The sequence below is a fragment of the Microcoleus sp. D3_18_C2 genome, from assembly GCF_036702395.1.
Classification (GTDB): Bacteria; Cyanobacteriota; Cyanobacteriia; order Cyanobacteriales; family Microcoleaceae; genus Microcoleus.
The window spans coordinates 1-9,731 of the sequence record NZ_JAUBTG010000099.1; the positions used below are offsets into that span (position 1 = coordinate 1).

Sequence of the window (9,731 nt, forward strand, 5' to 3'; positions counted from 1 at the left end):
TGCAAATAGGTTCTATAAACCCGCCCGACCCCACGAAAAATCCTCTTATTGATATTGCTGCAAGATGTCAGGTTAAATAATTCTCATTCATCACCACTAAAGTCCTCACTACAAACCGATAAAGTTTGTAGTGAGGACTTTAGTCCTCAAACTAAGATGCTACTAAGCCGCAGCCAAATTTGCTGCTGCAAACTCCCAGTTAGCCAAATTATCCAAGAAATTAGTAATGTAGTCGGGACGGCGGTTTTGGAAATCCAAATAATAAGCGTGTTCCCACACATCCAAAGTCAGCAACGGAGTTTGGCCGTGTGCTACCGGGGTGTCAGCGTTAGCAGTTTTGGTAACTTTCAAAGTGCCGTTGTCCAAAACCAGCCAAGCCCAGCCGCTACCGAACTGAGTTGTCGCAGCAGTCTTGAATTCTTCTTTGAATTTGTCGAAGCTGCCGAAGTCGGCGTTGATTTTCTCAGCTAAAGCTCCTGTCGGAGTGCCACCGCCGCCCGGTGCGAGGGAATTCCAGAAAAAATTGTGGTTCCAAACTTGACCTGCATTGTTGAAAATGCCGGCTTTGGATGGGTCTTTAGCAGATTCCTTGACAATTTCTTCAAGGGATTTGCTCGCCATTTCAGTTCCTTCAATCAGTTTATTCAGATTGGTCACGTAAGCAGCGTGGTGCTTGTCGTGGTGGAACGAAAAAGTGTTGGCCGACATATGAGCTGGCTCTAGGGCGTCAGCGGCGAAGGGTAACGGTGCAAGTTCAAATGCCATTGTGTTCAATCCTCTCTGGATTACTTTTGGTTTTTGGGCTAACTTTCCGGCTTTTGTATGATTAAAGCCGAGAGTCCCTAGCTTGAGTTTATCAAGCTGTGGTAAATAATTCTTTACAATTTTCATATTTTATAGCAGTTGGGGCATTTCAGCATTCAGACTTGTATTTTTTAGATATCAAAGCTACTTATTGCAGCATTCACATAGCATAAACTATCACTAAATGTCAAGCCACCTGGGTGGCAAATAAAAGTGTGTGTGAAATTGTCAACCAATCGAAATTTTATGAGACTGATAAAGAGATTAAACCTGTAAATTGCCATAGATTAACCTAAGTTCAATTAAGCTGTAAGAAAGCCAAACAAGTTGCAGCATATGTCAATGGAAAAGCGTTTAAACAACTCGTCGAGTAACCCCCCTCAATGGTTGAATTTGCAATTAATCGTCACCGGTCTGGAAACAGTCCAAGACTTAATTGTAATTTCCCTATGTATTGGTTTGTTTTGTTTCATGGTGCTAGAACTGCGAGAAATGTTCTTCTCGCTGCTACCTCCTTTGAATTTCCAGGAAGTCACGGCAGATATTTTATTTCTATTAGTTTTAGTGGAATTATTTCGGCTGCTAATTATTTACTTGCAAGAAAAAAGAGTTTCGATCGGCGTAGCTGTGGAAGTTTGTATTGTATCAGTTTTGCGAGAAGTGATAGTGCGGGGAGTGCTGGAAACTCCCTCGGTTCAAATATTATCAACAGGCGCATTTTTGCTGGTTTTGGCAGTGTTGTTGGTAGTCCGAGTTTGGTTGCCGCCAACCTTCGAGGGAATTGACCCGGAACGTCGCATGGCTAGCAGAAAGAAAAATTTTTCAGACAATGAATCTTCTGTCGCATCTGTTGCAGTCAATAGCAAGTTTAATTCTCATTGAATATGTCATGACAGGCGATTTTAGATTTTAGATTTTAGATTTAGTCTTTTATCGCTTGTCACGTTACAGCTATCATTTCGCGTAAAACTGAGATTTTGCACCATTGTCAAGAACGGGCTCTGGGGCCCGTTCCACAAAGAGTAGATTTTCTTGTGGGGAGTAGGGGTTGGGCAGGAGAATCCACCCAAAAAAGAATTATTGAGAATGGTGCAAGATGTGAGTTCAAATCAACCTGATAACGTTGGCAGTGAAGACTACATTCCTCTGTATTTTCAGAGGAATGTAGTCTTCACTACCAAGACAAGGTTCATCAGTCATTCCCAATTATTCAAATCTAAAATCTCAAATCTAAAATCTAAAATGGTATTACCCGTTAGCCTGCAATTCCTGCAAGCGGGCAAACACTTCTTTAGAGTGAATCGCCGGATTAATCTTCACAAAAGTTTCCCGCAAAATACCTTCAGGGTCAATAATAAAACTGTGTCGCGCGGAGATAAAACTCATCCAAGAACCGTAAGCTTTACTCACTTTACCGTCGGTATCAGCTAACAGTGGAAACTTCAAACCTTCCGAATCGCAAAATTCCGCGTGCGAGTTGACATCATCAGCGCTAATACCGATAATTTGAGTATTTTTTGCCAAGTATTTCGGCAAGTCTTCCTGAAATCGACGCGCTTCGATCGTACATCCCGAAGTAAAGTCTTTCGGATAAAAATAGACTACCAGCCACTTACCGCGATAATCGGACAGGGACACTTGTCCGTCGCCGCTGTTTGTTGGCAAACTAAAATCCGGGGCTGGTTGATTCACCGCCGGAAGCTTGCCACCTAGGGCAAATGCAGGTGTGGCAAAATTGAAACTTAGAAAAACTAGACAAATTGCCAATAAAGTGGTAAAAAACTTGCGACGGGGCATCATAAATTTAGAAGTAGAACTGTACTTAACACAAGTTTACAGTTTTCTGATTAAATGGGTAGGGGCAATTCGCGGATTGCTTCTAAAACCCAACGATCACTCACTCAAATAGCAATTTACCCATGAGCGCTGCACTCCCGTTAACAGGCAAAGCTATAGTAGTCCAGATAATTAACGGTCAACCCGTTACGATCGAAGTAGACGGCACTAATGCCCCGATTACTGGGGGAAATTTTGTTGACTTAGTTGAACGAGGCATTTACGACGGGGTGATGTTTCACCGAGTTGTGCGCCAGCCAGAGCCTTTTGTAGTGCAAGGAGGCGATCCGCGCAGCAGAGATAGGACAATTCCAGCGAGTCAATTGGGAACGGGTAGTTTTATTGACCCTGATACCAATCAGGCGCGTTTTATTCCTTTGGAAATTACGCCGCAAGGGGCCGCGCAACCTGTTTACAGCCAAGTTGTAACCCAGACGCCGCAGTTGCAGCATAATCGAGGGGCTGTGGCAATGGCTCGTTCTAATGCTTTGGATTCGGCTTCTTCGCAGTTTTATTTTGCTTTGGATGATTTGCCATTTTTGGATGGTAATTATGCTGTTTTTGGTAACGTTATTCAAGGTTTTGAAACGGTGAATGCGGTGCAGCAGGGCGATCGCATTTCAACTGCAAAAGTCGTTCAAGGAATCGTTCCCAGTCGGGTTTCTAGCATAGTTAGCGATGTTAATGCGCTCAACGCTTTAATCAATAGTACCAATTTCGTAAATCTATCTTTGGGAGCGCTCAGATTGCCAAACACCCCCAACAACTATCAAGTCACTTCCCAAGACTCTCAGCAAAATCCCAGCGGTGTACTGGGAGGTAGTGCAAACGATCGCATCATCGGTTCACCGACTGATGATGCAATTAACGGCAGCCAAGGCAACGATACTATCACGGGCGAAGCGGGTGACGACTTTCTTAGAGGCGGCAAAGGTAACGACTCCATTAGCGGAGGTGTTGGCGACGATATTATCAACGGAAATCTCGGCGACGATATTATCAATGCCGATGCTGGTAACGACTTTTTGCGAGGCGGCAGAGGAAACGATGTTTTAATCGGCGGCGATGGTAACGATTTTTTGATTGGCGATACTGGCAGCGATACTCTCACTGGTGGTGGCGGTACTGATACGTTTGTTCTGGTTACGGGTGAAAATCTGGAGTTGGATGGGGCGAGCGATATAATTCTTGATTTTAGGCCTGGAGAGGGCGATCGTATTGGCTTAACCAGCCCTTTATCCAACACCTCATTCACCCAATCAGGCAGCAACACACTCATTCAATTTGGAGGAGTGACTTTGGCTGTGGTTCAAAATGCCGCCCCTGCAGCAGTTCAAAATGCTGCTTTTACAATTAACTTTTCTACTGCTTTCCTTGTCGATAACTTGCCCCCCGGAGACGCCGCCTTGAGAGTTGGCTAACTTTAACAAGACTCGCGCCCTAATTATAGGTGTAGGGTGCTCTTCGGTGCACCTTACCTGATTATCAATTCCCAATTTCCAAATTCAACTAATACCATAGCTGACTAATTTTAGAAACCGCATCTTGATAAGAATCCATTCTTCCCTGCTGCTTAAAAAGCCCTGCTGCCTTCTGGAAATCCTCAAATGCTCCATGAACCTCTCTCAATTTATATCTAATCACTCCTCGGTTAAAGTAAGCTTTAGCAAAATCGTTATTGAGGCGAATTGCTGACTCAAAATCAGCTAGTGCTGCTAGGGAATTCTCCATTTGCAGGCGGATAGCACCTCGGTCAAAGTAAGATTGAGCTAGATTAGGGTTGAGCAGGAGTGCCGAGTTGTAATCTGCGATCGCCGCAGTATAATGTTTTAAACGAGTCAGCATAAACCCCCGATTGCTGTAATACTTGGCTCGGTAAGGATTGAGTTCGATGGCTGTAGTTAAATCTTCGATCGCCGATTGCTTATAGCCTAATTTGTAGCGGGCCACACCGCGATCGTTGTAAGCTGACGCGAATTGCGGATTAATGTTAATTGTGGCAGTAAAATTTTTAATAGCGCCGTCCAAGTTTTGTTGTTCGAGATTTTTTAAACCCTGAGTGTAAAACTTTTTGGTACTAACTTTTAAATTTGCCTCTTGTCGGGATTCAGCTTGCTCCCCCGAAAATACCCCGGAAATATTAGTGAATCCCAAAGATTCGATCGAATTGAAAATAGTTGTGACAACTAATTGGCTTGGGAGAAGGGGGATAGTAGGCATGGGAGAAGTGGTGTTCAACTGTATGCTGTCATTTTCCTCCATACTTCAGCTACTGACAGTGATATCCGTAGTGTCAGGAACGTGATAACTTTGATGAGATTTGGTGATGCTGGGGCATTGACTTGTGTGATGAAAGTTGGGCTTAGTTAGTGATGCCGATCGCACTTCAGAACAAATGCGTCTAGAACCCTTTAAATATAAGGTTTTCCGCCTAGATTGGCGGTTTCTTTCTTCCCATATTGAGCAGTTCCTACCGGGATTATTGGCAGGTATGCCCCTGGGAGAGCGATCGCAACTGTCGGCAGCAAGTATTACTTTGTAGCGATATTCGATCGGGATTTGTCCATCGGACACGGCCATCTTAAACCCGGTTTTTACTCACGCCCCGAGCACCATTCTCGCTTAACAGGCCCGACGGCCTGTTCCACAAATTACTAATATTTTTGAGTAATATTGCTGAGGAAAGTTGCCGATTATTTGCTATGCTTTGATTAGACATCAATAATTTATGGCACAAATTAGTGTCAATGAAAAAAGTTATGAGGTTGAAAATTTTCTTCGCTGCATTGTTGGCGATCGTCCTGTTCACTCTCTACTTAACTCCTCCTGTTATGGCCGCGAATGGGGAGGATGTGAGTCACCTATTAAAGGATAATTGGTGCGTCAGTTTTTTGTGGAAGCAATGCGATTTGAGCGCTGTCGATTTGCGGGGCGCTAATCTCCAAGAAGCCAATTTGAGCGGCGCTAATTTGTCCGGCGCTAATTTGTCCGGTGCTAACTTAAAAAATGCGGATCTTTCTGGCGCAGACCTCACCGGCGCTAATTTAGCAAATGCTGATATTCTAGGCACGGATCTCAGTCGAGCCAATTTGACAGAAGCTAATTTCAACGGTACCAAGTTGTGGGATGCTAATCTGACTTTGGCAAATCTGAGCCGCGCCAATTTACAAGATGCTAATGTCTTAGATTCTCGACTTTGGGGAAGCAATCTTACCCAAGCTAACTTAACGGATGCGACGCTGCACGGTGCTGACTTGCAATATGCTAATTTGGCAGACACTAATTTAACAGGTGCTGACTTGCACAGCTTCTTTTTCCGAGGTTCCAAACAAGTCACAAATTTGAGCAATGCTAATTTAGAAGGCGCTACTTTAACGGGAGCAAATCTCAGAGGTGCGGTGCTGGCTGGGGCAATAATGCCGGACGGGTCTATTAATGAAGAAAGTGGGTTTAATTTACAGTAGAGTAAAATTAAAGTCTGCTTGAATAATTTCAACAACAGGCTTTCGGGCTGATTTCGCATTATCGGGTGTAGCTGCGCCCATTGCCAACAGCTTGTTGAGGATGCTGTCAATCGATTTTAGATTTTAGATTTTAGATTTTAGATTGAAGCCTTGACTTGCGCGAGATAAATACGTTCGGCAAGTTTCATCGGATACAGGTTTTTATTTCTCCCTCCTGAGTCTCCGAAGGAATGAATCACGTGGCGGGTATCCTGGATGCTTGCGGTCAAGATATCAATTTAAACCAGGGTGCGATCGACCTTTTAACTCCCAACCAGTAAATCTCGCTAAAATCTTAAATCTCAAACCGAACCTGCGCGCATCTGTTACAATTTTCAACAAAGCCAGAACAGCCCCGAACCTGAAGTCGCCTGCCTAGGGATACCAGCCCCCGACAGGAGTCGTGAATAACAAAAATATTAGATATTTAGTTTAAACTCCCAAATTCATCTGTAGAGTCTCTCTAAAATCTAAAATCGATGGGCTGTGGACTCAATCTAAAATTTAAAATCTAAAATCTAAAATCTAAAATCTAGAATCGACTGATGGAAACCCTGCAAACTCAACTTTACGAACTCGCACAATTTGCTAATAATTTAGTAAATACGCAACTGACAAACCTCAGTTTAGTCAGCGTCGGAGTCATCTTTCTGGCAGGGTTGCTAACGAGCTTAACGCCCTGTATGCTTTCAATGTTGCCGATCACGATCGGCTACATCGGTGGATACGAAGCAAAAAGTCGCCTGCAAGCAGCAGCCCAGTCTGCGTGGTTTTCCCTGGGATTGGCCACTACCCTTGCGGGTTTAGGCATTGTAGCATCATTTGCCGGACAAGTTTACGGCAAAATTGGCCTGGGTTTACCGATTCTTGTCAGCATTATTGCTATTCTAATGGGGCTGAATTTACTCGAAGCTTTACCCTTACAAATGCCGTCTTTCGACGCTGTGGGGTGGGTGCCGAAAGATTTGCCGGCGGGTGTGCGATCGTACTTATTGGGCTTAACTTTTGGTTTAGTAGCCTCTCCCTGCAGCACGCCGGTTTTAGCTACACTCTTAGCTTGGGTTTCCAAAACGGGAGATACAGTTTTAGGTGGTGTGTTACTGCTGTTTTACGCTGCTGGCTACGTCGCTCCGCTAATCATAGCAGGCACTTTCACTGCTAGCATAAAAAAGCTGTTAGAATTACGTCGGTGGTCGAGTTGGATTACGCCTGTTAGCGGCGTTTTGCTAGTAGGATTTGGCGTTTTCTCTCTGCTTTCCCGCATCCTTCCCGCGTAACTTTCGTTCTCAGGAATTCAGTCCTTATTGAGAGATATAGCAATCACTATGGAATGCGTGAATTAAGTTTTTTTTAACGAACCGCGAAGACGCGTTAGGCGAAGCCGCGCGTAAGCGCTAGAACACGAAGGAAGAAAGAAAGAAAAGAGAAAGAATTCAAAATTGATTGAGACTTTTTCAATAAACATAATAATATTTTGTTCATCTTTTTTTTCCCTCCTTTCTCTTCCTTCTCCCTTCTTCCATCCGTTACATCTCGTACAGTGCTGGTTGCCGAACTTGCTGACATCCGTTACATCCCGTACATTGCTCGTTGCCGAACTTCCTCCATAATTACCAATGACATCAAAAGAAGTATTTCTATCAAAACTCTCAAGCTGGGCGACTGCCCCTCAAAAGTTTTTCAAGCGAGAAATCTTGCCGGTGCTCGCAGATTTGCGGCTGGCCATTATCTTGCTGCTGACGATCGCATTTTTCAGCATTTCCGGCACTGTCATCGAACAAGGCCAATCAGTACCCTTTTACCAATCTAACTATCCAGAACACCCTGCTTTGTTCGGCTTCCTAACTTGGAAAGTTGTGCTAATTGCAGGACTTGACCACGTATACCGCACTTGGTGGTTTTTGTCAATCCTAATTTTGTTTGGCAGCAGCTTAACAGCTTGTACATTTACCCGACAATTTCCCGCACTAAAAGCCGCCCGCCGCTGGAAATTTTATGAAGAACCAAAGCAGTTTGAAAAATTAGCTCTCAGTGCGGAATTAGAAACAGTTGCTTTAACTTCGTTAGAACCACTTTTGCAGCAAAAAAACTACCGCATATTTCGAGAAGGCGAAAAAGTTTATGCCCGCAAGGGAATAATTGGCAAAGTCGGCCCGATTATTGTTCACGCCAGTATGCTAATTATTTTAACTGGGTCGATATGGGGCGCAATGACGGGATTTCTAGGTCAAGAAATGGTTGCCAGCGGCGAAACATTTCAGGTGCAGAATATCTTGGATGCGGGGCCTTGGGCGGGGCCGCAAATACCGAAGGATTGGTCGATGCGAGTTAATCGGTTCTGGATTGATTATAGTCCGAGCGGTGCGATCGACCAATTTTACTCTGACCTGTCAGTTTTGGACAAAACAGGCCAAGAGGTCGATCGTAAAACCATTCACGTTAACGAGCCCCTCAGATATCGGGGAGTCACATTTTATCAAGCAGATTGGGCAATAGCCGCCGTGCGAGTTCGCCTCAACAAAAGCCCGGTTTTACAATTGCCAATGGCTCAGCTAGACACCCAAGGTAAAGGCCGAATTTGGGGTGCTTGGATTCCCACAAAACCAGATTTGAGTGCGGGAGTTTCTCTGCTAGCAAAAGACTTGCAAGGAACGATGTTAGTGTACGGTACGGATGGCAAATTGTTAACTACAGTTCGCGCCGGCACGGCGGTGGAAGTTAACGGAGTCATGCTGACAATTGACGAAGTTGTAGGCAGTACGGGATTGCAAATTAAAGCCGATCCTGGTATTCCGATCGTTTATACTGGCTTCGGGTTGCTAATGCTTAGTGTGCTGATGAGCTATCTGTCTCACTCGCAGATTTGGGCTTTGGAAAAGGACGGCAAACTATACGTCGGCGGGCGCACAAATCGCGCTCAGGTGACTTTTGAAAGAGAAGTTGTGGAGATTTTGGACAAGTTGGCAGAATCGAAACAAGAGGAAGAAAAGAGCGAAATAGCGCCGACTTCTCTAGCTAGTCAAAATTAATTTTATGGTGGGCATTGCCCACCATTGATGTCAACAACCAGGTAAAAGGTAGTATCAGTCTTCTGTCTGAGTCACAATCCCCTCGATCTCTCTTAGCCCCCCTTAAAAAGGGGGAAGAGCATTCAAAGTCACGCCCTACTCCCTTTTTAAGGGGATTTAGGGAGATAGAGACTCGACTACAAGCGACCTTCATTATGGGTTTGAGCCTGGTTGGTGACACGAATGCAATAGATTTTATATCGGAAAATAAGTGAATTTACGTAAATTATGGTACTGCTAATCAGGTAATTTTTAATAAAAGTCAGTGACTATACAATTGTAAATCTTCACAACAAGAGATATCATCTACCCATAGTTATTTAAATTTAAAAAAACTCAATAACTATGGATCAACTTATCCTGGTATTTTTTTATGCCAATTATCGTTCCTTTTGTCCTTCAAACAGTTTTACCTATACTCAGTGCGCTTTTCGCTCTTTTGATGGGAGCGTGTCACTTTTGCAATGAGTATAAATACCCAAAAATACTAGGGCAGAGGTTTTGAGCTATTTTTGGGCAA

9 protein-coding genes are annotated in these 9,731 nt (G+C 44.1%); 6 read left to right on the plus strand and 3 right to left on the minus strand.

Annotation, left to right across the window (positions count from 1 at the left end; genetic code table 11):
* Positions 1–162 precede the first annotated feature (162 nt).
* The gene (locus tag QUA88_RS28480; protein ID WP_333052685.1) at positions 163–765 is read right to left on the minus strand and encodes a superoxide dismutase; all 603 of its coding nucleotides are present in this window, start codon (positions 763–765) and stop codon (positions 163–165) included.
* 381 nt (positions 766–1,146) lie between these two features.
* Here QUA88_RS28480 and QUA88_RS28485 point away from each other — a divergent pair, with 381 nt between their 5' ends.
* Entirely contained in the window at positions 1,147–1,686 is a 540-nt protein-coding gene (locus QUA88_RS28485) for a phosphate-starvation-inducible PsiE family protein (RefSeq protein WP_333052434.1), read from the plus strand.
* Positions 1,687–2,052: 366 nt separating this feature from the next.
* Here QUA88_RS28485 and QUA88_RS28490 read toward each other — a convergent pair whose 3' ends face one another.
* Positions 2,053–2,604 (minus strand): peroxiredoxin, encoded by a 552-nt coding sequence (locus QUA88_RS28490; RefSeq protein ID WP_333052432.1) that lies wholly within the window; start codon positions 2,602–2,604, stop codon positions 2,053–2,055.
* Positions 2,605–2,723: 119 nt separating this feature from the next.
* On the opposite strand from QUA88_RS28490, the gene QUA88_RS28495 reads away from it, so the two are divergent.
* Complete coding sequence (locus QUA88_RS28495) at positions 2,724–4,061, plus strand: peptidylprolyl isomerase (RefSeq protein WP_333275080.1); 1,338 nt, start codon at positions 2,724–2,726, stop codon at positions 4,059–4,061.
* Positions 4,062–4,149: 88 nt separating this feature from the next.
* Here QUA88_RS28495 and QUA88_RS28500 read toward each other — a convergent pair whose 3' ends face one another.
* Positions 4,150–4,860, minus strand: coding sequence for a tetratricopeptide repeat protein (locus QUA88_RS28500; RefSeq protein WP_333275083.1), 711 nt, complete (start codon positions 4,858–4,860; stop codon positions 4,150–4,152).
* 136 nt (positions 4,861–4,996) lie between these two features.
* Here QUA88_RS28500 and QUA88_RS28505 point away from each other — a divergent pair, with 136 nt between their 5' ends.
* The 4 genes from QUA88_RS28505 to QUA88_RS28520 all read left to right on the plus strand — a co-directional run bounded on the left by QUA88_RS28505 (position 4,997) and on the right by QUA88_RS28520 (position 9,172).
* Positions 4,997–5,182: a hypothetical protein gene (locus QUA88_RS28505; protein ID WP_333052424.1), complete on the plus strand. Its 186-nt coding sequence runs from the start codon at positions 4,997–4,999 to the stop codon at positions 5,180–5,182.
* A gap of 217 nt (positions 5,183–5,399) precedes the next feature.
* Positions 5,400–6,104 carry a pentapeptide repeat-containing protein gene (locus tag QUA88_RS28510; RefSeq protein WP_445300605.1) on the plus strand — a complete coding sequence of 235 codons (705 nt, stop codon included), beginning with the start codon at positions 5,400–5,402 and terminating at the stop codon, positions 6,102–6,104.
* Between the two features lie 584 nt (positions 6,105–6,688).
* Positions 6,689–7,420 carry a cytochrome c biogenesis protein CcdA gene (locus QUA88_RS28515; protein WP_333233091.1) on the plus strand — a complete coding sequence of 244 codons (732 nt, stop codon included), beginning with the start codon at positions 6,689–6,691 and terminating at the stop codon, positions 7,418–7,420.
* Positions 7,421–7,759: 339 nt separating this feature from the next.
* Positions 7,760–9,172 (plus strand): cytochrome c biogenesis protein, encoded by a 1,413-nt coding sequence (locus QUA88_RS28520; RefSeq protein ID WP_333234314.1) that lies wholly within the window; start codon positions 7,760–7,762, stop codon positions 9,170–9,172.
* Positions 9,173–9,731 lie beyond the last annotated feature (559 nt).